Here is a 24540-nt window from a genome sequence, read left to right on the forward strand (position 1 = left end):
GGAGCCTACGCGCGCTCCACGGCCGCGAGGGGCACCAGGCCGCACGCGTCGGCGAACTCCTCGGAATGGATGCCGAGGGCGATGTTCATCCGCGCCGACATGTTCATGAACGCCACCCGTGCCGCCAGCTCCACGAGTGCGGCGGGGCCGAGGTCGGCCAGCAGGGCATCCGACAGCTCGTCGGTGACCGCCGGCGGGGTCTGACTCGCGGCCTCGGCATAGGCCATCACCCGGCGTTCGAGCGGCGTGAACACCGTCGAGCCGTGCCAGCGGGGAACCTCGCGCACCTTGGCCTCGTCGAGGCCGCGGTTGTGGGCGAGGAAGTAGTTGTAGTCGAGGCAGAAGCTGCAGCCGATCGTGGCGGCGGCCGCCATGGCGGCGTAGGTCGCAAGGTCGGCGTCGAGCTCGTGCCAGTGCTCGGTCTTGCGCCCGATCGTCATCGAGTCCTTCATCACGGCGCGGTGGTTCCACAGCACGCCGAGCGACTCGGGCACCTTGCCGATCATGCGGCGGGCGGCCGTCTTCACGATCGCGCCATACGCTCCGGTCACGGGCGCGGCGGGGATGCGGGTGGTGGTCATGTCTCCTCCGATGTCGTCGATCTCGTCGATCTCTCTCGACATGCAGACACCGGCCGACGCCGTTGTGTGACATCCGCCCCGGTCATCGGGGTCGTGTGGGAGTGCTCAGCCCGCCTCCCCACAGACGTGAGAAGCCCCCTCTTCCGAGGGGGCTTTCACTACTGTCTCAACACAGTGCGCGCTCGAAGGTGTCTGGGTTCGGGTCATAGGTCTCTTCTGATAGGTCTCTGGTGAGTTGCGTCAGAGGTCACAGTCGATGGCGTGTCGAAGAACGTGTCGTTGTGCTGAAGATCATCGCCGGCCAGTTGACGGTCAGTGAAGCCGCCGCCGTGTATGGGCTGTCACGCCGGCATATCCATCGCCTGCTCGCCAGGTACCGGCAGGACGGGATCGACGCAGTCGAGCCCCGCTCACGCGCCCCGTTATCCAGCCCACAGCAGACCACCGACCGGGTCCGGGAACGGGTCATCGCGCTACGGCGGCAGCTGGTCGCCGCCGGTGCGGACGCGGGACCGGGGAGATCATCGCGACCAACACCATCGACCCTGACCACACCTACTGGCGCAACACGATGAAAGCCCCAGGCCGATGGCCCGGGGCTCCCAAACAGTGACCTATGACGCGACTCACATAAGACCTATGACGCGACTCATCACAGTGCGCGCTCGAAGGGACTCGAACCCCCAACCTTCTGATCCGTAGTCAGATGCTCTATCCATTGAGCTACGAGCGCTCGTGCACGTTCCCGCGCACAGTCATCCATCTTATCCGACGATGGGGCCGACCGCGAATCGAGGACTATTCGAGTTCGGACAGATCGACGCCGTCCACGACGCGTGCCCGATCCTTGGCCACCTTGTCGCGCAACTGGCCCTTCGCGCCCTTGGCGTTGCGGCGCCGGTGGGCGGCCAGGCGCGGCAGATCGACCAGCCGCAGCGACTGCATGCGCGCCTCGCGCAGCTTCTCGTAGTCGGGCTCGAGATCGGGGCGGGCCGCCTCGATACGCAGCGTGCTGTCGATGTTTCGCTCGACCTCGGCCCACGCCGCCTCACGGGCGTCCTCGACGAGCTTGCGCAGCTCTTCGGGGTTCTCGGCACGCTCGCGCAGCTCCTGCGCGACCTGCTCCGACTGGCGCTGGCGTTTGCGCAGATTGCGCACGTCACGGCTGCGGTAGTCATGGGTGCCGTACGAATCGCTGTACCGCCGGCTCGCCCGCCGCCGCTCGGACTCGATCCGCCGCGCGTCCTGCTCGGCCTCGACGGCGAGGTCCAGCAGGGTCGTGCGCGCCTCGGGCATGAAGCGGTCGACGTCGAAGTCCCCACCCCCGGCGATCGTCTCGACGAGGATGCGGTTCTTCAGCGACAGCCGCGTCGCCGCCGAGGCGACATAGAGACCCTCGGCGACCATGTCGGCGAGCTTCATCCGCTGCGGGCGCCGCCACGACGGCACGGCACGACCCGTCCCGCGGGCGCCCTCGCGCCCCGCGTCGTCACCCTGGGTGTCCGACACCGCACCTCCCACCCGCCCGCTCGATGATCCGTCTCAAGCGTAGTGCGCGGCGCCGACGCGGACCGATGCTTTTCTGGCGGTACGGTCGCACGCGAGCGGATGCCGCAGCCGCGGCATCCCGTCACCCGCGCAGGATCAGCCGATCGCGCCGATGCGCCACTGCGCGGTGACCGAGTCGCCCGGCTCGATCACGATGAGGCCGGTGTCGTACGGATACGCGGCGGCGTTGAACGCGTCGGGCGCACAGGTCATCGGCTCGAGCGCGACGCCGGCGCGGTTCGCGGGGTCGGCGGAGCCGCCGGGCTGGTCGGACGTGAAGACCTGGACCCACGGGCAGGCGGCATCCCACACCATCTCGACCCCCGCGCCGGACGGGTCGGTCAGTCGCGCGGTGACGACGCCGTCCGCGTCGGCGGCGAGGCCGGTGAACGCGTGGTCCAGCTGCACGGCGCCGATCGGGCGTGCCGTGCGGAAGTCGAAGCGGGCGGGATCGACGTCGACCGAGGTCAGCCCGTCGGGGATCATGCGCTCGGCGGTGGCCTGCAGCACCCGCGAGGCCGGCAGCTCCAGGGTCCAGTCGTCGGCGCGGCCGGGGCCTGCGACCAGATACGGGTGTGCGGCGGTGCCCCACGGCGCGGGCTGCTCGGACTCGTTGGTCGCGCTCACCTGCTGGGTGAGCCCGTCGGCGTCGAGCGTGAACGTGGTGCGCACGACGAGTCGCCACGGGTAGCCCTTCTGCGCCTCGACGACCGCCTCGAGCGTGACGTGGCTCGGGCCCTTGCCGACCGGCTGATACTCGACCCACGAGGTCAGGCCGTGCAGCGCGTGCCCGCGAGCGGGCTCGGTGAGGGGCAGCTGGTAGTCGGTCCCGGCGAACGAGTAGCGGCCGTCGACGATGCGATTCGGCCAGGGCGCGAGCGTCGCGCCGCGATGCCCGGGCCGCACCTCGTCGGCGTCGAACGGCACGATCAGGTCGCGGCCGGCGAAGGTGAGGGTGCGCGCGGAGGCGCCGACTCCCGCGATCACCGCTTCGTAGTCGCCCGCGCGAAGCGCGTGCTGCGTGCCGGACAGGGGGGTGCGTGCCATGGGGATACTTCCTGGGGAGTCGGGGATGCGGCGGTTCGGGATGCCGCGGCACGGCCGCTTGTCGGCAGCCTGCGCCACGACCCGCGATTCTACTCGCGGCCGTGCGCCCGCGGGAGTCGCCGTCCCGATGGCGTGACGTAGGCTCGGGGGAACGGGAGGTGTCCGATGCCCGACGATCCACGCGAGGCTGCCGCACGCTACCGGCTCGAGCAGGAGCGGCGCGAGCATCCCGAACTGTTCCCCGACGGGGACGAGCCCCGGTCGACACCGCGCTCGATGACCGAAACCGAGCGCTGGGCGTACGTCGAGACCTCGATCCAGCAGGCGATCCGCCGTGGCGAGTTCGACGATCTGCCGGGGGCGGGAAGGCCCCTGGAGGGCCTGGGCGACCACCACGATCCGGACTGGTGGATCCGGCGCAAGATCCAGACCGAGCAGCTGACCGGACTCGGTCCTGCGGCGCTGACGCTGCGGGTCGAGCACGCGCAGCTGGAGCAGACCCTCGATGCGCTGCGCCGCGAAGACGAGGTGCGCGAGATGCTCGAGGACTTCAATCGCCGGGTGATCGAGGCGCGCCGCCAGCTGCAGGGCGGTCCGCCTGTCGTGACTCCCACGCGCGACGTCGAGGCCGACGTCGCGGCGTGGCACGCGCGCCGCGCCGAGCACGTCCGTGCCGCCGCAGCCGAGCGCGCCGCGGAAGAGGCATCCCGTCCCCGGCGCCGGCTGTTCGGGCGCCGCTGACGAGATCAGTCGACGAGGTTGCCGGGCCGGGCAGGTGGGGCTGCGCTTGAATATTCTCAATCGATCGTGGAGGTCTGTCAGATGGACATCGTGCTCATCCCCGGGCTGTGGCTCACCGGAGCGACCTGGGAGCCGGTGACCCGGCGGCTGCAGCAGGCCGGCCACACGGTGCAGGCGCTGACGCTGCCCGGTGTCGATTCCCGCGACACCGACCGTCGTGGCGTGTCGCTGCAGGATCACATCGACGCGGTCGTGGCCGCGGTCGACGCCGCCGACGGGCCGGTGGTCGTGGTCGGGCACTCGGCGAGCTCGACGCTCGCGTACTGCGCGGCCGATGCGCGGCCCGACACCGTGCGCCGGGTTGTGTACGTGGGCGGATTCCCCTCGACGGACGGCGAGAGCTTCATGTCCGGGCTTCCGACCGACGGGGCCGACGTCCCCTTCCCCGGATGGGCTGCCTTCGAGGGGCCGGACAGCGCTGACATCGACGAGGCCACGAAGAAGCGCCTGCTGGAGGTGTTCGTGCCGTCACCGGCCGGCGTGCTCGACGGCACGGTCCATTACGCCGACGACCGTCGGCTCACGGTGCCCGCGACCGCCGTCTGCCCCGAATACTCGCCCGCCGATCTGCGGGAGTGGTTGGATGCCGGCGACCTGCCGGAACTGTCCCGCGCGGCGGATCTGACCCTGGTCGACATCGATTCCGGGCATTGGCCGCAGATCACCGCGCCGGACGCGCTGGCAGACCTGATCCTGGCCGAGGCCTCCCGCGGCTGACGCGGTCTCCGTCAGTCCGGCACGCCGGAGCGCAGCTCGGCGAACACGTCGGCGGCGTCGGTGCGGGTCGACAGCGCCGCGGACTGACCGGCCCACAGCGACTGGTAGTCTCCGAGGCCCCGCCGGCCGGCCTCGGCGCGGAACTGCCCGGTGAGCCAGTTCTGCGCGGGGAACGGCGCGATCGCGTCGGCGGCCTCGATCTCGCGCACGGCGCGGTTCGGGATGCCGCGGCCCGGCCGCCCGCTCATCGCCCGGGTGAGCCGGGTGGTGGTGTCGACGGCGGCGGCGATCGCGGCGCGGTGGGCGTCCGAGGCCGCCGACTGCCGGGTGCGCAGAAACGCGGTGCCCACCTGCACGCCCGCGGCCCCCAGTGCGAAGGCGGCAGCGACCCCGCGCCTGTCCGCGATGCCGCCGGCCGCGATCACGGGGGCGGTCACGGCATCCACCACCTGCGGCACGAGTGAGACCAGGCCCACGAGCGACTGCTCGGGCGGGGCGAGGAACGACACGCGGTGCCCTGCCGCCTCGGCGCCGCTGGCGACGATCGCATCCACTCCGGCGGCGTCCAGGGCCCGCGCCTCGGCGACGGTCGTCGCGCCCGCGATGACGCGGATGCCGCGGTCGTGCGCGGCCGTCACGAGCTCGGCCGAGGGCACCCCGAACACGAGGGACAGGACGGCGGGCGCGGCATCCAGCACCGCGTCGAGCTGGTCCTGCACGTCGGGCAGAAACCGCGCAGGCGGGGCGGGGACCGCCACGCCGAGCTCGTCGAACAGCGGCGCCACGGCCGCCGACGCCGCGCTCAGGTCGACGTCGGCCGGCGTCACCTCGTCGCCGGTCGGCAGCCACAGGTTCACCGAGAACGGCCGGTCGGTCGCGGCGCGCAGCTGCGCGACGGTGTCGCGGATGCGCTCGGGCGTGTACCCGTAGAGGCCGTATGATCCCAGCCCACCGGCGTCGCTGACTGCCGCGACCAGCTCGATGGACGACAGGCCCCCGAAGGGGCCGAGGACGATGGGATGCTCGATGCCGAGCGCGGCGGACAGACTCATGCTCCCGACGGTACGCCTGGATCCGGGCGGCACGGCGTGCGAGTCTGAGATCATGCGCATCGCCGTCACCGGTTCATCGGGAAAGCTCGGCTCGGTCGTCGCGCGCGAACTGCGCGTCGCAGGGCACGAGGTCGTCGGGTTGGATGCCACGGGCCCGCGTGGCCCGGGTTTCGTGCGGGTCGAGTTGACCGACTACGGGCAGACCGTCGATGCGCTGACCGCGGTGAACGATCGGCACGACGGGTTCGACGCGCTCGTGCACCTGGCAGCGATCCCTGCTCCCGGGCTGCGGTCGGACGTCGCGACGTTCCACAACAACATCACGGCGACGTTCAACGTCTTCTGGGCCGCCGTGCGCCTGGGCATCCGCCGCATCGTGTACGCCTCGAGCGAGACGGTGCTCGGCCTGCCGTTCGACGTGCCGCCGCCGTACGTGCCCGTCGACGAGGACTACCGGCCGCGGCCGGAGTCGGTGTACTCCCTCGTCAAGGTGCTCGAGGAGCGGATGGCCGAAGAGCTCGTGCGCTGGAGCCCGGACCTGTCGATCACGGCGCTGCGGTTCTCGAATGTGATGTGGCCCGAGGACTACGCGCAGTTCGCGGCGATGCAGGACGACGCCCGGCTGCGCAAATGGAACCTGTGGGGCTACGTCGACGCGCGCGACGGCGCGCAGGCGGTGCAGCTCGCCCTCGAGAAGGCGCCGCCGGGCTTCGACCGGTTCATCGTCGCGGCCGCCGACACCGTGATGGAACGGGCGAACGACGAGCTTCTCGCGGAGGTGTTCCCCGACGTGCCGCGACACGGGCCGGTCGGCGAGCACGACACACTGCTGTCGATCGCGAAGGCGCGGCGGGTGCTCGGGTACGAGCCGCGCCACTCGTGGCGGGACGCGCAGCGCTAGCCGCCCTCATTCGCGCACGAGCAGGCCGGCGGCGTGGCTGGTCGGGTCGATCTCGTGCGCCATGTGCTTGGCGATGCGCAGCACGACGGCGCGGTCGGCGATGCGCGAGCCCTCCAGCGCCTTCTCGAGCGCCATCTCGAACCGGTTGACGTCGGCGAGGTTGCGCAGCCACACCGCGAGGATCAGGTTGTAGCGGCTGGCGGCGGTGAAGGCGAAGCGCACTTCGGGCACCGACGTGATCGCGGTGCGCGCGGCCTGCACGGTGCGGGCGGGCGCCTCGACGAAGTACCAGGCGTAGATCGGCCAGCCCGAGGCCTCGCGGGCGATGTCGGTGCGGAACACGAGCTCGCCCGACGCCCGCAGCGTCGCGATGGCGTCGGCGACGCGCTGCGGGGCGAACCCGGTGCGCTCGGCGATGCCGGCGACCGAGGCGCGGCCGTCGAGCCATAGCTCGCGCTCGAGCGCGTCGCGCAGGTCGGGCGGCACGCGCCGCGCCGCCCGCGCCCGTGGCGGGCGCGGCGGGCGGATCCCGGCGACCTCCTGCGCGCTCAGGGCCCGCAGCCGCCAGCTCGATCCGTCGATGAGCAGCTCGTTGGCCAGGTGCGTGCGCATCGCGCGGATGCCCGGGATCGCCCCCACCTTCTCGACCGTGAACGTCGACAGGGTGGCCAGGTCCGGCGCCATCACGAGGGCGAGCAGGTCGCGTGAGCCCGAGCTGAAGTCGAGGACGTACACGTACGGGTCGTCGCGCAGCGCGCGGGCCGCGGCATCCAGCTGCGTCAGCTCGCACTCGATCTCGAGCATCGCCAGCTGCCCGTGGTACGCATAGCCCGTCGTCCAGGCCAGGCCCTCGTCGCTGATCCGGTTCCACCGGCGCGCGAGGGTCGCGGCATCCACCCCCACCACCGGGGCGAGCTCGGCCCATGGCGCGCGCGGCTCGATCTGCAGCGCGTGCAGCAGCCGGCGGTCCACCTCATCGAGGTCGAGAGCATCCATGGCATCGGCACCTCCCGTCTGCGGCGACCGGTCCGCAGGAAACGGCCGCTCATCCGAGTATCGCGCAGATATCCGGCATCTGCGTCCACGTGCCACAGGTCGCGGCGCACACTGCTGGATCAGAGACATCAACTCGCGTGGAGGACCTCACCGTGACCATCTTCAACCCGCTCACCCGCACCGCAACGTGGGCCAAGGACCGCGCCGCCGAAGAGGTCGACGCGCGTGCCGACCAGCTGGTGGCGCTCAGCCACGAGATCCACGCGAATCCAGAGCTGTCGTGGCAGGAGCACGAGGCCGCCGCCCGACTGGCCGGCGTGCTGCGCGAGGCGGGCTTCGCCGTCGAGGTCGGCGCCTACGACACCCCCACCGCGATCGAGGCGGTCTACGGCAGCGGTGACCTCACCGTCGCGATCTGCGCCGAGTACGACGCGCTGCCCGGCATCGGCCACGGCTGCGGCCACAACGTGATCGCAGCGGCCGGCATCGGCGCCGCCCTGGCCCTGGTTCCGGTCGCCGAAGAGGCGGGCCTGCGCATCAAGCTGCTCGGGACGCCCGCCGAAGAGCACGGCGGCGGCAAGGTCGCGATGCTCAAGGCGGGCGCCTGGGAGGACGTCGACTTCTCGCTCATGGTGCACGGCATGACGGGCACGGATGTCTCGGCCGCCCGCTACGCGTCGACCGCGGTCGACCGCTTCGAGGTCATCTTCGGCGGCAGGAGCGCGCACGCGGCCGCCGCCCCCGAGCAGGGCGTGAACGCCGCATCGGCGGCCGTGCTCGCGCAGACCGCGATCGCGCTGCTGCGCCAGCAGCTGCCCGCCCAGGTGAACCTCAACGCGTTCGTCTCGCACGGCGGCGACGTGACCAACATCATCCCCGACCGCACCGTCGTACAGGTCGAGCTGCGGGCTCTCGAGATCGACGTGTGGCGCGACCTGAAGAAGCGCGTGCTGGCCTGCTTCGAGGGCGCCGCGATCGCCACCGGCTGCACGTGGGAGTGGCAGGCCACCGAGTACGCGTACGCCCCGGTGCTGCCCGACCCGACCCTGGCGCAGCTGTGGGACCGCAACATCGAGGCGCGCGGGCGCGAGCTCGTCGCCGCCGACCAGCGCCTGACCGGCGGCTCGACCGACATGGGCAACGTGTCGCAGGTCGTGCCGGCGATCCACCCCGTGATCGCGTTCCTCGGCCAGGACGCCCCCGCCCACAGCCCGGCGTTCACCGCCGCGGCGATCACCCCGGCCGCCGACGAGGCGATCGTCGATGCCGCCACCGGCATGGCCTGGACCGTGCTGGACGTCGCGTTGAACGACGACCTGCGCGCCGAGTTCCTGCGGTGCACCGCCGAACGCCCCGCCGGCGCCACTCGCGTCACCCTTGAGGCCTGAAGCACCTTCCGACCCAGTCCCTCCCGATGAAGAGAGAGCACGACATGACCATTCGACCCGTCACCGCGGCCACCGCCGCCGTGTCCGCTCCCGCCGACGGGGACAGCGCCCCCGCCCCGGCCGGCTCCCGCGCCGTCGCCGCCGTGAAGCTCACGCTCCGCTCGCCGAAGCTGTGGGTGCTCATCGTCCTGATCGCGGCGATCGCCGCCGGCGCCGAGGCGATCGGCCCCATCGTGATCCCGTTGGGCATCGCCTCGATCACCCTGCTGCCGATGATCTGGGGCATCCTCGCCGGTGCCGTGGCATCGGGCCAGCGCGTCAAGCCGATGCCGATCGACCTGCAGCAGGCCGCGACGGTCGTCATGGGCGTCGCCGTACTGTTCCTGTGCGCCCGACTGGCGTTCACGATCGGCCCGAACATCCCGCTGATCGTCAAGGCGGGGCCGGCGCTGCTGCTGCAGGAGGTCGGGCACCTGTTCGGCACGCTCCTGCTCGCCCTGCCGCTGGCCGTGCTGCTGCGGATGGGACCGGCCACGATAGGCGCGACGTTCTCGATCGACCGCGAGGGCTCGTTCGCGATGGTCAGCGAGAAGTACGGCTCCGATTCGCACCAGTACCGCGGCGTGCTGTCGATGTACGTGTTCGGCACGATCTTCGGCGCCGTCATCGTCAGCCTGATCGCGTCGCTGGCCGCCTCGCTGCACATCTTCGACCCGATGGCGCTTGCGATGGGCTCGGGTGTCGGCTCGGGATCGATGATGGCGGCCGCGGCATCCGTCATCGTCTCGGCCCACCCCGACATGCAGCAGCAGGTGCTCGCCCTGGCCGCCACCTCGAACCTCATCACCGGTGCGATCGGCGTCTACGTCGGGGTCTGGATCTCGCTGCCGCTGGCCGACCGCCTCTACAAGGTGCTCTCGCGCGACAAGGATGCCGTGCTGCCCGGCCGCGGCGCCGCCCGGGCGGCCAAGCCCACCGGCACCATGAAGACCACCGCCGTCAAGACCGTCTCCGAGGCCGTGCTCGACAAGCCGTCGACCACCGTGCCGCTGTGGCTGTCGGTCTCGATCTTCTCGGTGGTCGGCATCATCGTCTCGGTCATCGCGTCGCACACGTTCTCGTGGGCCATGGTCGTGACCTACGCGATCCTGTCGGCCCTGGTGGTCGCGGGGCTCGCGGTCTCGCACGTCACCCGCGGCAAAGTGCCCTCGATCATCGTGGTGGTCACCGTCGGAGCCCTGCTGACCTCCCCGATCTCGCCGGTGGCGACGTGGCTGGTCGGCGTCTCGAACAGCGTCGACTTCCTCGCGATGATCACGGTGATGCTCACGATCGCGGGGCTCAGCCTGGGCAAGGACCTGCCGATGCTCAAGAGCATCGGGTGGAAGATCATCCCGGTGGGCACCGTCGCGATCGTCGCCTCGTTCGCGCTGTCGACCGTGGTCGCCGAGTTCGCCCTGGGGCTCTGGCACTGACGTCGATCCGACGCAGCGGCCGCGGCATCCCTTCCTTCACGAGGGATGCCGCGGCCGCTCACTGCAGGATGACGAGCTGCTGGGTGGCCCGGGTCATCGCGACGTAGCGGTCGACCGCGGCGGTGATGCCGGGCTCGGCCGGTCCTGGGGTCGTGCCGGAGCCGACCAGCAGCACGAGGTCGAACTCCATGCCCTTCGCGTTGACGGGGGTCAGCGACTGCACCCGGTCGGCGCCGGCGTACCCAGCGTCCCCGATCACGGCGGCGACGCCCTCGGCGTGCTCGTCCAGCCAGCCGGCGAGGATCGCGTCGCGCTCGGCGCGCGGGCGTCGCAGCACCGCCAGGCCGCTCGAGCGCACCGACGTCGGCACGTTCGCATCGGGCAGGACCGCCCGGATCACGGGGGCGGCGGCATCCATCACCTCCGACGGGGTGCGGTAGTTGATCGTGAGCGACGCCTGACGCACCGCGCGGAACCCGACCCGCGCGAGTCGCTCGTCCCAGCTCTCGGCGAACCCGTGTCGCGCCTGCGCCCGGTCGCCGACGATCGTGAACGAGCGCGACGGGCAGCGCCGCAGCAGCATCTGCCACTGCGCGTCGGTGAGCTCCTGCGCCTCGTCGACGACGACGTGCGCGAACGGGCCGGACAGCAGGTCCGAGTGGAGCACGGGCAGCGCCGCGTCGTCGTCCAGGGAGTTCTGCAGATCCTGACCGCGCAGCATCGATACCAGGTCCTCGCCGTCGTCGGCCGACGCGATGAGGTAGTCGGCGATGTCGGCGCGGTACTCGCGCTCGGCGGCGGTCTGCGCGTCGCGCTCGCGCTGCCGGCGGGTTGCGCGCGGGTCGCCGAGCCGCAGCCGCGCGGCGTCGAGCAGCGGCAGGTCGGCGTCGGTCCAGGCGCCCGCGTCTGCCCGCTGCAGCAGCCGCACCTCGTCGTCGGTCAGCCACGGGGCGCAGCGGCGCAGGAACGCGGGCACGCTCCAGAGGTCGGCGACGACGACGGATGCCTCCACCAGCGGCCAGGCGCGGGTGAACGTGCGTGCGAGCGGCTCGTCCTGTCGCAGCACTCCGTTCAGGGCGGCCGGCGTCACCTCGGGGTCGTCGAGCTGCTCGTGCAGGCTCACCACGAGCGCGTGCCACACCTGGTCGCGCGCCTCGTTGTGCACCGTGCCGGGCTCGGCCGCGGCGAACACCTCGGTCCAGTCGGCCGGTGTCAGCCATAGGTCGGCCCACGGCGTCTCGACCCGCAGCCGGTCCGTCGGCGGCTCCTCATAGAACGCGATGGCCCGCTCGATCGCCTGATCCCAGCGCGCGTCGGCCTTCAGCGCCGCGATCCGCGCATCGGGCTCGGGCGTGGCGTCCACCCCTTCGTGCACGAGGTCGGCGAGCGTGCACGTCTGCACGCTGTCCTCCCCCAGGCTCGGCAGCACGTCGCCGACGTATGCGAGGTACGGCTCGTGCGGGCCGATGAACAGAATGCCGCCGCCACCGCCGGCCAGTCGCGTGTCGGCGTACAGCAGGAAGGCTGCCCGGTGCAGCGCGACGACGGTCTTGCCGGTGCCGGGACCGCCGTCGACGACCAGGGCACCGCGCGAGGGCGCCCGGATGATCTCGTCCTGATCGGACTGGATCGTGGCCAGCACGTCGCGCATGCGCGGCGACCGGCTCGAGCCGAGGCTCGCGATGAACGCGGACTGGTCGTCGAGGGCCGCGCTGTGGTCGACGCCGTCGGGGGCGAACACCTCGTCCCAGTAGTCGGCGACGCGCCCGCGCGCCCAGCGGTAGCGGCGCCGGCTCGACAGGCCGCGGGGATCGGCGGCGGTCGCCGCGAAGAACGGCTCGGCCGCCGGCGTCCGCCAGTCCACCAGCAGCGGGTCCCCGTCGGCGCCCCGCAGTCCGATCCGCCCGACGTACACGGCCGTTCCGTCTTCGAGACACATCCGGCCCAGACAGATGTCGAGGCTGAACCGGCGCAGCAGCCGCAGCCGGCTCGTCAGGCGCCGCACCTCGACGTCGCGCTCGATCGCGTACTGCCCGCGACCGGCGGGGCCGGAAAGCCGCGCGGCGAGCCGGTCGCCCAGCTCGGCTGTCTCGTGTGCGATGCGCGCCGAGATCGCGTCGAATCGGTCGCGATCGGCGTCGATGAGGGCAGGCGCCGCCTTCGCGGCGAGACGAGCGGGCAGAGCGAAGACGTCGGCAGAGGTGGTGCGCATGCAGCTCCTGGGGCGTGCGAGGGCGAGGGCAGACGACGATTGTGCACCCGACGGGGGCCCTTGCCGCAAGCCCCTCCCCCTTCCATATAATGGAAAGGGAAGGATGCCGAGGCTCGGCATCCTTTTTCGCTGTGGGTGACACGACTTCGGTGTTCAGAACTCATCCATTCCGCGCCTGGTGGGGCCGGAATCACCCTCGTTCTGGCCCGATCCGTCGATTCTGGCGGAGTTGTGAACGCGCGATCCAGTGCGGCGGCGGGCCGTCACTCGGGCGCAGCGGGCGGTATACGCGCCACACCGACACGAACCGGTATGCCCCGTACCACACCGCCACTCCCGCGACCACGAGGCCGACCAGCACCCCCACGGCGACGGCGACACCCGTGGCGACGGCCGTCGCCGCGCACAGTCCGCCGAAGAACATGCCGGTCACCGACGCCGTGACCAGGACGCTGAGGATCGACGACGATCCCAGGACCTGCTCGACGTTTCCCCGCTGACGCAGGAACGAGTACGTCACCCGCATCCCCAGCTCGTCGTCGTGCGTGGAGGCGAGGAAGTACTCGGCGGCGACCGGGTCGACGTCGGCGTAGGCGCCGCGGATCCTGTTCATCGCGACGACGTACATGAAGTCCTCCTCCGAGACGCAGAGCACCCGGATGACCGTGAACACGCCCACGACCGACAGGAACCCGAGGATGCCGAGCGCCGCCACCGCGAACCACGCCGCGAAGTGGCTGGCCTGCCCGAGCAGTCCGACGGTGACCAGTCCAGCCGAGACGAGAGTGAGGTAGATCGTGATGCGGGTGAGCACTTCGCTCTGCGCGGTGCTGCGCGCGGCGAGCAGTCCCCAGTGCTCGGTCGCGAGGATCTGCAGTCTGCGGGCAAGCGCAGCATCGGTGTCGCCGGAATCGGCTCCAGTCCCCATGTTCCATGGTCCCACCGGGATCGCTCGGGCGAAATGCCCTCTTTCCTCCCGGAACTTTCCTCCCGGAACGAGGCCACCGATCGCGCCCACCCGTAGGGTGGGGCCGTGACCACCGTGCCGCTCACGATCCGGCCCGACGACGAGCCGGGCACCGCACAGCTGTTCGTGACCGCGCAGGTCGACGGGGTCGACGAGGAGTTCCTGCTCGACACCGGGGGTTCCCGCAGCCGCGTGCGTCGCTCCGAGCGCACGGACCGGTGGGCGGTGGAGGACGCCGACGATTCCTCGCGCGGTGCGCTGGGGACGGCGACCGGCACCGCCCGCGCCCGCGTCCCGCGGATCGCGGTGGGTCCGATCGTCGCGCGCGATGTCTTGGTCGACGTGTCCGACGGCACGGACGACACCGCAGGACCGGCGGCGATCCTCGGCCTGGACGTGCTGGCCGGGCACCGGATCGACCTCCGCCTCGCCGACGCCGCGTGCGTCGTCGACGAGAACGCCGCGGTCGACCGCTGGCGCCCGATGGTGCAGTCCTCGCGCGGTCACCCCCATGTCACGGTCGCGTGGGATGCCGCAGCCGCCGCGGCCGTGTGGGACACCGGGGCGAGCATCACGATCGTCGACGCGGACCTCGTGTCGCGGCATCCCGAGCTGTTCACGCCCGCCGGCACCTCGGTCGGCACCGACGCGCACGGCAACGTCGACGAGACGGACCTCGTGACGATGGCGGCGTGCCGGATCGGCGAGCGCGAGTTCGCGCCGGCCCTCGCGGCGGTCGCGCCGATCGCCGGCATCCATCGGGCGGGCGACCCTGCATTCGAGTTGATCCTGGGGTACCCGCACATCGCCCAGTCGGACTGGGCGATCGACCTGCGCGAGGGGCGCTGGGGGTTCCTCGACTGACTCGCGCGCGGCACGCGCCTGATACGGTGCTGGGACGTCGATGGGAGGCAACCGATGTCCGATTCCACGCGCGTGCCGCGCACCGAGCCTGCTCCCGCCCAGCCCCGCGAGCAGTGGACCGGCCAGATCGGGTTCATCCTCTCGGCGATCGGATCGGCGGTGGGCCTCGGCAACATCTGGCGGTTCCCCGGCGTCGCGTACGAGAACGGCGGCGGGGCGTTCCTCATCCCGTACCTGGTCGCGCTCGTGACCGCCGGCATCCCGATCCTGTTCCTCGACTACGCGCTCGGCCACCGGTTCCGCGGCTCTCCCCCGACCGTGTTCCGCCGTATCGGCGGCCGTTTCGGCCGGTTCACCGAGTCGCTCGGGTGGTTCCAGGCGGCGATCCCGTTCGTGATCGGCCTGTACTACACGGTCGTGATCGCCTGGTCTGTCAGCTACTTCGTGTTCTCGTTCGATCTGCGCTGGGGCGACGACCCGACGTCGTTCCTGGTGAACGACTTCCTGCGTGCCGGAGACCCGGGCCTGAGTGCCGAGTTCGTGCCCGCGATCCTGATCCCGCTCGTCCTGATCTGGGTCGCCACGATCGTCGTGCTCATGCTCGGCGTCGCCCGCGGCCTGCAGGCCGTCAACGTCGTGTTCCTGCCGCTGCTGGCGATCGGCTTCTCGATCCTCGTGGTGCGGGCGCTGTTCCTGCCCGGCGCCGCCGACGGGCTGAACGCGCTGTTCACGCCCGACTGGCAGGCTCTCGGCGACCCGAGCGTGTGGATCGCGGCGTACAGCCAGATCTTCTTCTCGCTGTCGATCGCGTTCGGCATCATGATCACCTACGCCTCGTATCGCCGGCGCCGCTCGAACCTGACGACCCCGGGCCTGGTGGTCGCGTTCGCGAACTCGTCGTTCGAGATCCTGGCCGGCATCGGGGTGTTCGCCACGCTCGGCTTCTTCGCGGCGCAGCAGGGCGTCGGCATCGACCAGCTCGAGAACCTCACCGGCGTGGGCCTGTCGTTCATGACGTTCCCCGCGATCGTGTCGCAGATGCCGGGCGGCCCGATCTTCGGCTGCCTGTTCTTCGGCTCGCTCGCGGTGGCCGGGTTCACGTCGCTCATCTCGGTGCTGCAGGTGGTGTGCGCAGCCATGCAGGAGAAGTTCGGGATGTCGCGGGCTGCGGCCGCGATCAGCGTCGGCGGAGTGTCGATGGTGCTGTCGGTGGCGCTGTTCTCGACCACGACCGGTCTTCTCGCCCTCGACGTCATCGACGAATGGGCCAACAACGTCGGCGTCGTCGCCTCGGCGATCATGATGACCGTGCTTGTGGTCTGGGTGCTGCGACGCGGACCCGAGCTGCGCCATCATCTCAACTCGCTGTCGACGTTCGCCGTCGGCCGCGTCTGGATCGCCCTCATCGGCGTGGTCGCCCCGGTCGTGCTCGGCTACATGCTGATCCAGCGCGTCATCACCGTCGCGGCCGAGGGCTACTCGGACCTGCCCGCCTGGTATCTCGTCACGCTCGGCTGGGGCACGATCGCGTTCCTCGTGCTCGCCGCGATCGTCATGCCCATGCTGCGCTGGCACCGTTCGCCGGACGATTTCACACCGTGGCCGCCGGATCCGGCGGACGCGGCATCCACGTCCGTCGACGCGGGACGGGATGCCGCAGCTGCGGCCGCGATCGAGGGGGTGGCACGATGACCCCGGTCGCCGTGACGTTCCTGGTGCTGTCGGCCGTGCTGGTGTGGGGCGGCCTGATCGCGAGCGCGATCGCCCTCAGCATCCACCCCGAGCGGCGGATGTATCCGCCGGACGCCGACGACGCAGAGTCAGCCGCGACCGACGCGTGAGCCCGGGCCCCACGGTCAGCGACGACGACGATCGCTCAGCAGCGGGTACACCAGCAGCACGAGGATCATGCCGACGGCGACCAGGCTCCCCGCCAGCACGCCGGCCGTGAGCGAGAGCGTGACGTCGAACAGGAAGAACACGACGCCGGCGGTGAGCACGCTCACCAGCACGAGGACGATCTTCAGGATCGCGTCTCCCTGGCTCACCAGGTGCGGCTTCTCGTGCCGGCGGAACAGGCGCCGGTGCAGGCTCACCGGCACGAAGCCGAGCGTCGTCGTCGCGGCCGCCACGATCACCAGGGCGAGATACACGACGTGCTGGTATGGCGCGAGTCCGCCGAAGGTGGACTGAAAGGCCACGGTCAGCAGGAACCCCGCGAGGATCTGGGTCCCGGTCTGGGTGACCCGCAGCTCCTGCACGATCTCGACCCAGTTGCGGTCGGCGCGCTCGGCGGGGCTCTCGTCGCGACCGTCGCGCTTCGCGTCGCCCGCCCGTGAGGTCACCTCATCCCGTGCCCGCGTCCCGTCCGCATCGGCGCGGTCGTCGGCAGGGGTCATGCTTCCTCCCTCGATCGGCGGCAGTGCCGGTCCTCGTTGCCGGGATCGGATCATGATGGCACCCGCGACCGAGGATCGCCAGGGGCTTGCCCGCCGGGCGTCACCGCTGTGCGATCTGCGCCGCCAGTCGGGCCCGCACCACCACCGGGTCGATGCCGCGGTCGATCGCACTCAGCTCGGCGAGCGTCTCCATCTCGTCGCGACAGGCAGCGCACCCGGCCAGGTGCGCGCGGAACTCTGCCGGCAGCGGCACGTCGCGCTCCAGAAGGTCTTCGAGCACGAGGTCAGAGCCGTCGAAGCATCCGTCGCACGACAGCCACGGTTCGAAATCGGGGGCGGCCTGGGCCAGGACGGCACGCGACCAGGGCTCTTCAGCGTTCATCAGTTCACCTCCTCGGCGACCGCAGGTGGCAGGAATCCCTGCGCCTGCAGGTTCTCCCGAAGTCTCTTGCGGGCGTCGTGCAGTGTCTTGTAGACGGTGTTGCGCGTCGTGTTCAGCCGCTGTGCGACGACGTCGATCGGGACGCCCTCCACGACGATCGCGACGAGGATGCGCCGCTGGTGCGGGGTGAGGCACTCGTCGATGCTCCGCCGCAGCGCCTGTGCCAGGGCGTTTCCCTCGGCATGCGCGAGCGGGTCGCCGCGCTCGGAGGCAGGTTCCGGGATCGCGCTCAGGTCGACCTCGGTGTGCGCCCACAGTTCGCGCCGCACCGCGGTCGCGGTGTGCAGGATCGCGAACTTGTACGCCCAGGTCGTGAAGCGGCTGCGGCCCTCGAAGCTGTCGAGCCGCCGCAGCACCGCGACCGTGGCCTCGTCGGCGCTGGACTGCACGATCTCTTCGGCGCGCGCACGGCCCAGCCGGTGCGCCTCGCTCATCTGGGCGAGCTTGTACCGGCTGGCGCGGATCATCAGCGCGTGCAGTCGGCGGATCGCCTCGTCCCGCGCCGGCCGGTCGCCGGCGAGTCCGCCGATCCAGTCGTAGTCCGCGGCATCCTCTTCACCGGCGCCCGCGTCGTCGTCGAGCGGGTCGTCCCGGTCGAGCAGCCCCTCGGCACGGTTGTCCATGACCTGTTTGTATCACCGACCGGCCGGTTCTTACCGGGTGTTCGCGAATCGGCCGGCGGCGGTAAGACGCGGGGGCGCGGCAGCACTGATCGACATGGCAATCAGCCACCCTGATCCGAGAGGCACCCGATCATGAACGCACACACCCGCCGCCCGCGGATCGCCGTCGCCGCCCTGTCGGCCGTCGGCATCCTCGGCACGTTCGGTCTGGCCGGCTGCAGCACCGCGCCCGCCGACACGGCAGCCGCCGGCGCACCCGCCGCGATGAGCGCGATGGACATGTCGTCGATGCACATGAAGCCGGCCACGAGCGCACAGATCCCGCTGTACACGACGATGGCGCACCTGTGGGCGCAGCACATGGAGTGGACCTACGCGACGGTGATCGCCTTCGTCCAGGACTCCCCCGCGCTGACCCCGTCGCTGCAGCGGCTGCTGCAGAACCAGGCCGACCTCGGCGACGCGATCCGGCCCTACTACGGCGATGCCGCCGGCGACCGGCTCACCACTCTGCTGACCGCGCACATCGAAGACGCCGTCCCGGTGCTCACCGCGGCCAAGGCCGGCGACAGCGCGGCGCTGAAGACCGCCCTAGACGCCTGGTACGCCAACGCCGTCGCGATCGGCGACTTCCTGGCCGCGGCCAACCCGCACTGGACGAAGAGCGACATGGAGGACATGATGCGCACGCACATCACCCAGACCGTCGCCTATGCGTCGGACGCGCTGGCCGGCGACTACCCGAAGGCCATCGCCGACTACGGCGTCGCCGAGGCGCACATGCAGGACATGGCCGACATGCTCGCCGCCGGCATCATCCAGCAGTTCCCGAGCATGTTCCGTTGAGACGCTCGCCCGATCCATCCGGCCCGGTCGCACGGCCAACGATTCCCTCGTGTGCGATCGGGCCGGATCGAGGTCCCACGCCCCTGGTGGGCACGGCACGCCGTCGCACGCGAGGATGGAGGCATGCGCCTCCTCCTCGTCCGTCACGCCCAGACCCCGTCGAACGTCGCGGGCCTGCTCGACACCGGGGTGCCGGGTCCGGGGCTGACCGCGCTCGGCCACCGGCAGGCCGCGGCGATCCCCGAGGCGCTGCGCTCGCAGGGGGTGGACACGATCGCGGTGTCGCGTCTGCAGCGCACGGCTCTGACGGCGGCGCCGCTCGCGGCCGACCGCGAGATCGCGCCCCTCGCTCTGGACGGCCTGCAGGAGATCGAGGCCGGCGACCTCGAGATGCGCAGCGACGCGGAGTCGGTGCGCGCCTACATCGCGACGGCGTTCTCGTGGGCCCAGGGCGATCTGCGCCCGAGGATGCCCGGCGCCGACATGGACGGCGGCGCTTTCTTCGAGCGGTTCGACGACGCGGTGGATCGCGCCGCGCGGCAGGCCGCAGCATCCCTCGTCGTCTTCTCGCACGGAGCCGCGATCCGCGTGTGGGCCAGCGGACGGGTGCGAGGCTTGGGCGCCGAGCTGATGGAGCACACGCCGCTGCACAACACCGCGCTCATCGAAGCCGAGGGCGATCCGGATGCCGGGTGGAGCCTGGTGCGGTGGTCACCGGAGCCCGCCGGCGGCGCGGAGCTGCGGATGACGGTCGAAGCCGACCCCACGGGCGAGCCGGCCGAGTGAGGCACACCGAGTGAGACCGGCCGTTACAGCCAGTTGCGGGACTTGAAGATGAAATAGAGGCTCGTGCTGAAGGCGACCATGACGAGGACCGCGAGCGGATAGCCGAACGGCCACGACAGTTCCGGCATGCCATGGAAGTTCATGCCGTAGATGCCGGCGATCAGCGACGGCGCGAACAGGATGGCCGCCCAGCTCGAGATCTTCTTGGCCTGCTCGGCCTGCTTGAGGCTCGTCTCGCTGAGCCGCTGCATCTCGTCGTTCTGCCGCTGCGCCACCAGCGTCGCGTTGACCGACAACGCGTTCTGCAGGGTCTGACGCAGCTCGTCGGCCTTCTCGGTGATGCGGATGACGTGGTCGGCGACGTCGCGGAAGGACCGGCGCAGCTCGAGCGACGCGTCGTCGGACTCAGGCAGCCGACCGCGCACGGTCTCGATCATCTGCGCGAGCGGCTTGACCGCCCTCTGGAACTCCATCACCTCGCCGGAGAGGTCGTAGATGCGCTTGGCGACGGCGGAGTCTCCGGTGAACAGCTGCTCCTCGATCTCGTCGATGTCGTTCTCGAGGCCCGCGATGACCGGGGCGTAGTCGTCAACGATACGGTCGACGATGCCGTACAGCACGGCCAGGGGGCCGCGGGCCAGCAGCTCGGGCTCGTGCTCGAGGCGGTTGCGCACCCGGGCCAGGTCGGGAGCCTCGGCGCGCCGGATCACCACCACGAAGTTCGCGCCGACGAACAGGTGCACCTCGCCGAACTCGACGCGCTCGTCGGCGTCGATGTAGCGCGCGGGGCGCAGCACGAGGAACCGGGTGTCGGCGTACTGCTCGAGCTTTGCCCGCTGGTGCCCGCTGAGCGCATCCTCGACCGCCAGGCGGTGCAGGTCGAACTCCGAGGCCACGGCGCCCATCTCGGTCGCATCGGGTCGGTACAGGCCGATCCAGGCGAACCCGCCGCTGTGCTCGGCCAGCGCCTCCCACGTGGCATCCAGGCTCGCGGGGGTCGCCACCCGCTGCCCGTCGCCCGCGTAGATCGCGTTGCCGATGACCGTCACGCGCTCCAGTGTGGCATGCGGGCGCCGGTGATCCGGGTCGCGACGCCGGTCAGCCCGCGGGAGGCGCCAGCGCGGCGAGATCCAGACCGGGCAGGTCGCTCACATGCCACCGCCGGTGAGGAACACGCCGCCGTCGATGCCGAGGGTCTGCCCCGTGATCCAGCCGGCGTCGTCGCTGAGCAGGAACGCGACGGCGCCCGCGACGTCGTCGGGCACGCCCAGGCGCTTGAGCGGATACGCCTGGGCGACCGCCTCTTCCTTGCCCTCGTACAGGGCGGTGGCGAACCGGGTCTTGACGACGGCCGGGGCGACGGCGTTGACCCGGATGCCGGGCCCGAGTTCGACCGCGAGCTCTTCGGTGAGGTGGATGAGCATCGCCTTGCTCGCACCGTAGATCCCGATGCCCGGCGCGGGCTGCCGGCCCGACAGCGAGCCGATGTTCACGATCGCGCCGCCGTGGTCGGCCATCCAGGCGCGGTGCACGTGCTGGGTCCAGCCGAGCGCCGCGATCACGTTCACGTCGACGATCTTGCGGGCGACGTCGAGGTCGACGCCCATGAGGGGACCGTACGCGGGGTTGATGCCCGCGTTGTTCACCAGCAGGTCGACGCCGCCGAACGCCTCGATCGTGCGGGCGACCGCGTCCTGCTGGTGGGCCGGGTCGTCGGCGTGCCCGGGGACGCCGAGGGCGCGCCCGGGTCCGCCGAGCCGCTCGACGGCTTCGGCGAGCGCGTCGGGCTTGCGGCCGGTGATCGTGACCCGGGCCCCCTCGCGGACCAGGCGTGCGGCGATGGCCTCGCCGATCCCGCGACTGGCCGCGGTGACGATCGCCGTTCTGCCCTCGAACCTCTGACCCGTCGTGTCGCCCATCCCGCGGCTCCTTCGCCTGGTTCGCTGCGCGCGGCCTGCACGGCCCCGCCACCGGGAATCCTGCCACGTCGCGGGGCGGCGGGCACGGCTCCGGTCCCGGCCTCTCAGGCGGGGATGCCGGGATGAAGCAGGAACGCGATCGACAGGATTCCGAACCACGCGATGAAGCCCACGTAGATGAGGCGCTCGACCAGGCCGAACACCGGGCGCAGCGCGGCCACCCGGCCCGCGGCCATCGTGCCGATCGACCCGAGGACCATGACCGCGGCGCAGATGCGTGTGAGGGGCGCGAGTGCCGGGTACCCGGCATCCCGCAACGGCGCCGCCGCCCCGATCGCCGCCAGCGTGACCGTGACGAACGCGACGAGGGCGAGCACGGAGTGGATGCCGCCGGACCGGGTGCGCTGGGCGCCCGGTGCGTCCATCGGGAAGAACGGGATCAGCGCCCGGGCGACGGCGAACACCCACAGCAGCACGACGACGGCCGCGGCCTCGGCCAGTGGCGCCAGGAACAGCGCCCCGGCCGCGGCGGCGACGGCGGCCGATGCGGCGGCCGTGGTGTAGCCGGCGCGGAACCGCGTGAGCGCGTACTGGCTCACCGGCGCGGTCACCGCCGACAGCCCGGTGGGCGCCAGGTGCAGCGCGACCAGGGCCACCAGCAGCGCAGCGGTCGCAACGAGCTGGATGACGGCGAGGATGACGGCCACGAGAGGATCATCTCGCCGCGGGGCGGCACCCGGGTCACCGGGCACCCGCTCATGCCGAGCTCGCAGCAATCCGCCGCCCGCGTCGGATGCTGTGCTCAGCCCCGGCGCATGCGCGGCGTCGCACCCGTGCCCGTTCATCCACATGTTCGAAGATCACCCCTTCTATTCATCGAACATAGATGCTATCATCGAACCATGGAATCGCAGGGGCAGCCGGTCGTGGAGCACGCGGATGACGTGTTCGTGCTGAACGCGCTGTTCCAGGATGCCGAGGCCGGGCAGTACGAGACGAACCGGCGGGACGCGCGCCGGTGCGAGGCGCTCGCGGACGCGCTGCAGTTCGCCCGAGACAATCCGCACGTGTACGTGCGTACCGAACTGGACGCCGACGATCCGCTCGGCAGACGCGCAGGTCGGCGCCCGCGGCGGGATCCGGGTTCCCTGCTGGGCGGGGACGCAGAGCTCGCCGTGCGATGCGCGGTCAGCGAGGCGGCGTCGCGGCTGGGACTGACCGAACACCAGGTGCGGTCCCAGTCGGGTACCGCGCAGCGCGCCCGTGCGAGCCTGCCGCACGCATGGCACACCGCCCGAGAGGGACTGATCACCGTCGCGCATGTGGACGCGATGCTCGCCCAGCTGAACGCGTTCGCCGACGACCCCGACCTGCTGGCCGTGTTCGACGAGGTGATGACGAAAGTCGCCCTGCACGCGTCCGCGACCGCCACGAAACGCAAGAGCAGGGAGCTCGCCGACCGGCTCACCGAGACGACCCGCACGACACGGCACGCGGATGCGTTCGCGAGACGGTGCGTGTACGTGGAAGACGTTGACGACGGCATGGCGTGGCTGCACCTGCTGATGCCTGCACGCACCGCGCATGCCATCGACCACTCCTTCACCGCGACCGCCAAGGCCATGACCGACACCGAGCGCGACGGGCGCACCCGAGACCAGATCCACGCCGACCTCGCCACCGGCCGGCTCACCGGGGAGGGCAACGGCCGGCCGATCGTGAAGACCAAGGTGTTCGTCACCGTTCCCCTTGACAAGCTCACCCCCGCCGCACGAGCCACCGTCCGCACAGACGACCCGAGAGCCACCCGCAATCGGCCGCGCGGCGCTCTGACAGGGCTGGACCTGAACCAGGACTGCCTGATCCCCGGCCATGGGCCGATCGACGACGCCACAGCCCGGCAGCTCCTGCTCGATGCAGGGGCGTTCACCCGGGTCATCACCGACCCGGTCACCGGGGTCATCCTCGACATGGACCGCCGATCCCGCAAAGCTACCGGCCCGCAGCGCGCGTGGCTCGCCCTCACTCACGGCACCTGCCTCGTCGACGGCTGCGACCGACTCGCGATCGACGCCGACATCGACCACCACTGCGCCTTCCACGGTCCCGACCGCGGCGTGACCGACATCACGAACCTCGACCCGCTCTGCGACCCCGACCACGCCCTCAAAGATGCCACCCGATTGAAGCATCATCGACGTGACGACGGCACCATCCAAGTGCAATACCCCACCGGGTACACCACGACGGACCCGTATGCCGCCGTGCGCAGACGGCTCTACGCGATATTCGGCTATGGCGAAGCCCCGCCCGGATCGCGTCCCGCGGAATCCCTCGAGTACGGCGACGACCCACCCTTCTGAACGTCCTGACACGGGCTCAGCAGCGCTTCGGCCAGTTCGACGTCGATCCCGGGCACCGCTTCGACGGGGACGGCGAGGGCGAGCAGCGTGCGACTGAAGAAGTTGCGCGCCGCGGCGGCGAGGGTGATGTCGACGATCTGCCGGTCGGTGAAGCCGGCATCGCGCAGCGACCGGGCGTCGTCATCGGTCATGGCTGCGGCATCCATCGACAGCTTCTCTGCGTACGCCATGACGGCGACGTCCCCGGCATCCAGCTCCGCGTCCCGGTAGTCGCGGCCCAGGCGGGCGAGCTGGTCCTCGTCCATCAGGCCCGCGCGCAGGGTCTTGCGGCCGTGCGCGAGCAGGCAGTGCGGTGAGCGGATGCCGCGGGCAGCTCCCAGCGTCGCGAGCTCGAACACGCGCACCCCGATCGAGGGGACGATCGCGCGGATCAGCGCTTCGAACGCGGAGTGCGCGTCCGGGTTGACGGCCATCGCCTGCGTGTAGCCGAACACGAACCCGTCGGCGGCGACGTCGTTCGCGTACATCTGCGCGGCATGGCCCTCGACCGCATCGGCGGCAGGTGGTTCGACGATCATGGCTCCTCCATCGTGCGGTGGGGTGGATGCCGCGG

The 24540-nt window shown here is 71.2% G+C and carries 25 protein-coding genes, 1 tRNA gene and 1 pseudogene; 12 read left to right on the forward strand and 15 right to left on the reverse strand.

The features are described 5' to 3' along the window. Window positions 1–5: 5 nt before the first annotated feature. Window positions 6–623 carry a carboxymuconolactone decarboxylase family protein gene (locus AC3RX0_RS14795; RefSeq protein ID WP_491506755.1) on the reverse strand — a complete coding sequence of 206 codons (618 nt, stop codon included), beginning with the start codon at window positions 621–623 and terminating at the stop codon, window positions 6–8. Between the two features lie 188 nt (window positions 624–811). On the opposite strand from AC3RX0_RS14795, the pseudogene AC3RX0_RS14800 reads away from it, so the two are divergent. After that, window positions 812–1096: pseudogene (locus AC3RX0_RS14800) on the forward strand (helix-turn-helix domain-containing protein); the annotation flags it as partial. 145 nt (window positions 1097–1241) lie between these two features. On the opposite strand, the gene AC3RX0_RS14805 reads toward AC3RX0_RS14800, so the two are convergent. The 3 genes from AC3RX0_RS14805 to AC3RX0_RS14815 all read right to left on the reverse strand — a co-directional run bounded on the left by AC3RX0_RS14805 (window position 1242) and on the right by AC3RX0_RS14815 (window position 3176). Further along, a tRNA-Arg gene (locus AC3RX0_RS14805) sits at window positions 1242–1314 on the reverse strand. Between the two features lie 65 nt (window positions 1315–1379). Beyond that, window positions 1380–2090: an asparagine synthase gene (locus tag AC3RX0_RS14810; protein WP_491506756.1), complete on the reverse strand. Its 711-nt coding sequence runs from the start codon at window positions 2088–2090 to the stop codon at window positions 1380–1382. Between the two features lie 135 nt (window positions 2091–2225). Then, entirely contained in the window at window positions 2226–3176 is a 951-nt protein-coding gene (locus tag AC3RX0_RS14815; protein WP_491506757.1) for an aldose 1-epimerase family protein, read from the reverse strand. Window positions 3177–3341: 165 nt separating this feature from the next. Between AC3RX0_RS14815 and AC3RX0_RS14820 the strand changes: the two genes are divergently transcribed. Both AC3RX0_RS14820 and AC3RX0_RS14825 read left to right on the forward strand, forming a co-directional pair. After that, window positions 3342–3917: a DnaJ family domain-containing protein gene (locus tag AC3RX0_RS14820; protein WP_491506758.1), complete on the forward strand. Its 576-nt coding sequence runs from the start codon at window positions 3342–3344 to the stop codon at window positions 3915–3917. Window positions 3918–3998: 81 nt separating this feature from the next. After that, window positions 3999–4694 carry an alpha/beta fold hydrolase gene (locus tag AC3RX0_RS14825; RefSeq protein WP_491506759.1) on the forward strand — a complete coding sequence of 232 codons (696 nt, stop codon included), beginning with the start codon at window positions 3999–4001 and terminating at the stop codon, window positions 4692–4694. Window positions 4695–4705: 11 nt separating this feature from the next. Here AC3RX0_RS14825 and AC3RX0_RS14830 read toward each other — a convergent pair whose 3' ends face one another. Then, entirely contained in the window at window positions 4706–5746 is a 1041-nt protein-coding gene (locus AC3RX0_RS14830) for an NAD(P)H-dependent flavin oxidoreductase (RefSeq protein WP_491506760.1), read from the reverse strand. A gap of 52 nt (window positions 5747–5798) precedes the next feature. Between AC3RX0_RS14830 and AC3RX0_RS14835 the strand changes: the two genes are divergently transcribed. Continuing rightward, window positions 5799–6647, forward strand: a complete 849-nt coding sequence (locus AC3RX0_RS14835) for an NAD-dependent epimerase/dehydratase family protein (RefSeq protein WP_491506761.1) — start codon at window positions 5799–5801, stop codon at window positions 6645–6647. A 6-nt stretch (window positions 6648–6653) separates the two neighbouring features. Here the strand turns inward: AC3RX0_RS14835 and AC3RX0_RS14840 are convergent, their stop codons facing one another. Next, the gene (locus tag AC3RX0_RS14840) at window positions 6654–7643 is read right to left on the reverse strand and encodes an Lrp/AsnC family transcriptional regulator (protein ID WP_491506762.1); all 990 of its coding nucleotides are present in this window, start codon (window positions 7641–7643) and stop codon (window positions 6654–6656) included. 152 nt (window positions 7644–7795) lie between these two features. Here AC3RX0_RS14840 and AC3RX0_RS14845 point away from each other — a divergent pair, with 152 nt between their 5' ends. Both AC3RX0_RS14845 and AC3RX0_RS14850 read left to right on the forward strand, forming a co-directional pair. Continuing rightward, window positions 7796–9031 (forward strand): M20 family metallopeptidase, encoded by a 1236-nt coding sequence (locus AC3RX0_RS14845; RefSeq protein ID WP_491506763.1) that lies wholly within the window; start codon window positions 7796–7798, stop codon window positions 9029–9031. Window positions 9032–9075: 44 nt separating this feature from the next. Beyond that, window positions 9076–10506, forward strand: a complete 1431-nt coding sequence (locus AC3RX0_RS14850) for a DUF3100 domain-containing protein (protein ID WP_491506764.1) — start codon at window positions 9076–9078, stop codon at window positions 10504–10506. Window positions 10507–10564: 58 nt separating this feature from the next. On the opposite strand, the gene helR is transcribed toward AC3RX0_RS14850, so the two are convergent. Together helR and AC3RX0_RS14860 are read right to left on the reverse strand one after the other, a co-directional pair. Beyond that, window positions 10565–12718, reverse strand: coding sequence for an RNA polymerase recycling motor ATPase HelR (gene helR / locus AC3RX0_RS14855; protein WP_491506765.1), 2154 nt, complete (start codon window positions 12716–12718; stop codon window positions 10565–10567). A gap of 190 nt (window positions 12719–12908) precedes the next feature. Next, window positions 12909–13646 (reverse strand): hypothetical protein, encoded by a 738-nt coding sequence (locus AC3RX0_RS14860; RefSeq protein ID WP_491506766.1) that lies wholly within the window; start codon window positions 13644–13646, stop codon window positions 12909–12911. A 105-nt stretch (window positions 13647–13751) separates the two neighbouring features. Here AC3RX0_RS14860 and AC3RX0_RS14865 point away from each other — a divergent pair, with 105 nt between their 5' ends. Genes AC3RX0_RS14865 through AC3RX0_RS14875 form a run of 3 tightly spaced genes read left to right on the forward strand, consistent with a single transcriptional unit; the run spans window position 13752 to window position 16390 of the window. Further along, complete coding sequence (locus AC3RX0_RS14865; RefSeq protein ID WP_491506767.1) at window positions 13752–14549, forward strand: aspartyl protease family protein; 798 nt, start codon at window positions 13752–13754, stop codon at window positions 14547–14549. Window positions 14550–14603: 54 nt separating this feature from the next. Continuing rightward, complete coding sequence (locus AC3RX0_RS14870; protein ID WP_491506768.1) at window positions 14604–16241, forward strand: sodium-dependent transporter; 1638 nt, start codon at window positions 14604–14606, stop codon at window positions 16239–16241. Further along, the gene (locus AC3RX0_RS14875; RefSeq protein ID WP_491506769.1) at window positions 16238–16390 is read left to right on the forward strand and encodes a methionine/alanine import family NSS transporter small subunit; all 153 of its coding nucleotides are present in this window, start codon (window positions 16238–16240) and stop codon (window positions 16388–16390) included. Before AC3RX0_RS14870 ends, AC3RX0_RS14875 begins: the two co-directional genes overlap by 4 nt. 15 nt (window positions 16391–16405) lie before the next feature. On the opposite strand, the gene AC3RX0_RS14880 is transcribed toward AC3RX0_RS14875, so the two are convergent. From AC3RX0_RS14880 to AC3RX0_RS14890, 3 genes are all read right to left on the reverse strand, one after another. Further along, window positions 16406–16948, reverse strand: a complete 543-nt coding sequence (locus AC3RX0_RS14880; RefSeq protein WP_491506770.1) for a DUF6328 family protein — start codon at window positions 16946–16948, stop codon at window positions 16406–16408. A 100-nt stretch (window positions 16949–17048) separates the two neighbouring features. Beyond that, on the reverse strand, window positions 17049–17330 hold the full coding sequence (locus AC3RX0_RS14885) for a hypothetical protein (protein WP_491506771.1): 282 nt from the start codon (window positions 17328–17330) through the stop codon (window positions 17049–17051). Beyond that, window positions 17330–18013, reverse strand: coding sequence for an RNA polymerase sigma factor (locus AC3RX0_RS14890; RefSeq protein WP_491506772.1), 684 nt, complete (start codon window positions 18011–18013; stop codon window positions 17330–17332). The genes AC3RX0_RS14885 and AC3RX0_RS14890 overlap by 1 nt, the downstream gene beginning before the upstream one ends. 132 nt (window positions 18014–18145) lie before the next feature. Here AC3RX0_RS14890 and AC3RX0_RS14895 point away from each other — a divergent pair, with 132 nt between their 5' ends. Both AC3RX0_RS14895 and AC3RX0_RS14900 read left to right on the forward strand, forming a co-directional pair. Further along, window positions 18146–18859, forward strand: a complete 714-nt coding sequence (locus AC3RX0_RS14895; protein ID WP_491506773.1) for a hypothetical protein — start codon at window positions 18146–18148, stop codon at window positions 18857–18859. Window positions 18860–18982: 123 nt separating this feature from the next. Then, window positions 18983–19645, forward strand: coding sequence for a histidine phosphatase family protein (locus AC3RX0_RS14900; RefSeq protein ID WP_491506774.1), 663 nt, complete (start codon window positions 18983–18985; stop codon window positions 19643–19645). A 23-nt stretch (window positions 19646–19668) separates the two neighbouring features. On the opposite strand, the gene AC3RX0_RS14905 is transcribed toward AC3RX0_RS14900, so the two are convergent. The 3 genes from AC3RX0_RS14905 to AC3RX0_RS14915 form a co-directional block, all read right to left on the reverse strand. Next, a complete protein-coding gene (locus AC3RX0_RS14905) occupies window positions 19669–20694 on the reverse strand; it encodes a magnesium and cobalt transport protein CorA (protein WP_491506775.1) in 1026 nt (341 codons plus the stop codon). Between the two features lie 99 nt (window positions 20695–20793). After that, entirely contained in the window at window positions 20794–21564 is a 771-nt protein-coding gene (locus AC3RX0_RS14910; protein WP_491506776.1) for an SDR family oxidoreductase, read from the reverse strand. Window positions 21565–21668: 104 nt separating this feature from the next. Then, window positions 21669–22271 carry a DUF998 domain-containing protein gene (locus tag AC3RX0_RS14915; protein ID WP_491506777.1) on the reverse strand — a complete coding sequence of 201 codons (603 nt, stop codon included), beginning with the start codon at window positions 22269–22271 and terminating at the stop codon, window positions 21669–21671. Between the two features lie 195 nt (window positions 22272–22466). Here AC3RX0_RS14915 and AC3RX0_RS14920 point away from each other — a divergent pair, with 195 nt between their 5' ends. Then, a complete protein-coding gene (locus AC3RX0_RS14920; protein WP_491506778.1) occupies window positions 22467–23927 on the forward strand; it encodes an HNH endonuclease signature motif containing protein in 1461 nt (486 codons plus the stop codon). Here the strand turns inward: AC3RX0_RS14920 and AC3RX0_RS14925 are convergent. Continuing rightward, window positions 23858–24505 carry a carboxymuconolactone decarboxylase family protein gene (locus tag AC3RX0_RS14925; protein ID WP_491506779.1) on the reverse strand — a complete coding sequence of 216 codons (648 nt, stop codon included), beginning with the start codon at window positions 24503–24505 and terminating at the stop codon, window positions 23858–23860. The two genes, AC3RX0_RS14920 and AC3RX0_RS14925, sit on opposite strands and share 70 nt — an antisense overlap. Between the last annotated feature and the right edge of the window lie 35 nt (window positions 24506–24540).

The sequence above is a fragment of the Microbacterium sp. W1-4-2 genome (assembly GCF_058349885.2).

What these genes read in the sequence shown, in the direction of transcription:
- AC3RX0_RS14830 (WP_491506760.1), bottom strand. Translation starts at nt 5,746, where the DNA reads ATGAGTCTGTCCGCCGCGCTCGGCATCGAGCATCCCATCGTCCTCGGC.
- AC3RX0_RS14860 (WP_491506766.1), bottom strand. Translation starts at nt 13,646, where the DNA reads ATGGGGACTGGAGCCGATTCCGGCGACACCGATGCTGCGCTTGCCCGC.
- AC3RX0_RS14910 (WP_491506776.1), bottom strand. Translation starts at nt 21,564, where the DNA reads ATGGGCGACACGACGGGTCAGAGGTTCGAGGGCAGAACGGCGATCGTC.
- AC3RX0_RS14820 (WP_491506758.1), top strand. Translation starts at nt 3,342, where the DNA reads ATGCCCGACGATCCACGCGAGGCTGCCGCACGCTACCGGCTCGAGCAG.
- AC3RX0_RS14850 (WP_491506764.1), top strand. Translation starts at nt 9,076, where the DNA reads ATGACCATTCGACCCGTCACCGCGGCCACCGCCGCCGTGTCCGCTCCC.
- AC3RX0_RS14840 (WP_491506762.1), bottom strand. Translation starts at nt 7,643, where the DNA reads ATGGATGCTCTCGACCTCGATGAGGTGGACCGCCGGCTGCTGCACGCG.
- AC3RX0_RS14895 (WP_491506773.1), top strand. Translation starts at nt 18,146, where the DNA reads ATGAACGCACACACCCGCCGCCCGCGGATCGCCGTCGCCGCCCTGTCG.
- AC3RX0_RS14875 (WP_491506769.1), top strand. Translation starts at nt 16,238, where the DNA reads ATGACCCCGGTCGCCGTGACGTTCCTGGTGCTGTCGGCCGTGCTGGTG.
- AC3RX0_RS14900 (WP_491506774.1), top strand. Translation starts at nt 18,983, where the DNA reads ATGCGCCTCCTCCTCGTCCGTCACGCCCAGACCCCGTCGAACGTCGCG.
- AC3RX0_RS14885 (WP_491506771.1), bottom strand. Translation starts at nt 17,330, where the DNA reads ATGAACGCTGAAGAGCCCTGGTCGCGTGCCGTCCTGGCCCAGGCCGCC.
- AC3RX0_RS14815 (WP_491506757.1), bottom strand. Translation starts at nt 3,176, where the DNA reads ATGGCACGCACCCCCCTGTCCGGCACGCAGCACGCGCTTCGCGCGGGC.
- AC3RX0_RS14795 (WP_491506755.1), bottom strand. Translation starts at nt 623, where the DNA reads ATGTCGAGAGAGATCGACGAGATCGACGACATCGGAGGAGACATGACC.
- AC3RX0_RS14890 (WP_491506772.1), bottom strand. Translation starts at nt 18,013, where the DNA reads ATGGACAACCGTGCCGAGGGGCTGCTCGACCGGGACGACCCGCTCGAC.
- AC3RX0_RS14825 (WP_491506759.1), top strand. Translation starts at nt 3,999, where the DNA reads ATGGACATCGTGCTCATCCCCGGGCTGTGGCTCACCGGAGCGACCTGG.
- helR (WP_491506765.1), bottom strand. Translation starts at nt 12,718, where the DNA reads ATGCGCACCACCTCTGCCGACGTCTTCGCTCTGCCCGCTCGTCTCGCC.
- AC3RX0_RS14870 (WP_491506768.1), top strand. Translation starts at nt 14,604, where the DNA reads ATGTCCGATTCCACGCGCGTGCCGCGCACCGAGCCTGCTCCCGCCCAG.
- AC3RX0_RS14880 (WP_491506770.1), bottom strand. Translation starts at nt 16,948, where the DNA reads ATGACCCCTGCCGACGACCGCGCCGATGCGGACGGGACGCGGGCACGG.
- AC3RX0_RS14925 (WP_491506779.1), bottom strand. Translation starts at nt 24,505, where the DNA reads ATGATCGTCGAACCACCTGCCGCCGATGCGGTCGAGGGCCATGCCGCG.
- AC3RX0_RS14835 (WP_491506761.1), top strand. Translation starts at nt 5,799, where the DNA reads ATGCGCATCGCCGTCACCGGTTCATCGGGAAAGCTCGGCTCGGTCGTC.
- AC3RX0_RS14920 (WP_491506778.1), top strand. Translation starts at nt 22,467, where the DNA reads ATGGAATCGCAGGGGCAGCCGGTCGTGGAGCACGCGGATGACGTGTTC.